Below are 275 nucleotides of genomic sequence, written 5' to 3'. Positions count from 1 at the left end.
GGACGGTGAAGTCATGACCATAGAGGGCGACATCCCGGCCATTTATTTTGACGATAGCAGTAACTAAAGAGGCGCCATCAAGGTTTGGCCCCCAGTTCTGGAAAAGTATTGTTGGCGTTTCGCCGGCATCGGTGAGTACGTCAATACGCTCCCAAATGGTCATGCGGTTTTTTGCATGTTGACGACTGATTGCTTTAACGCCTGCTGCTTTTCTGGGTCGCTTGATGAGCGCCCAGCCTTTCTTCAGGCTGTCCTCGTAAGGGCCGGGTTGATAG

1 protein-coding gene is annotated in these 275 nt (G+C 52.0%); it reads right to left on the bottom strand.

Annotated features, from left to right (window positions below):
* A partial coding sequence (locus tag A3751_RS22560) for a hypothetical protein (RefSeq protein WP_197466129.1) occupies window positions 1-275 on the bottom strand: 275 nt, incomplete at both ends.

This window comes from Oleiphilus sp. HI0080 (assembly GCF_001635135.1).
Note: the sequence above shows the minus strand (reverse complement) of the source record. Positions and strands in the feature narration are given on the sequence as shown.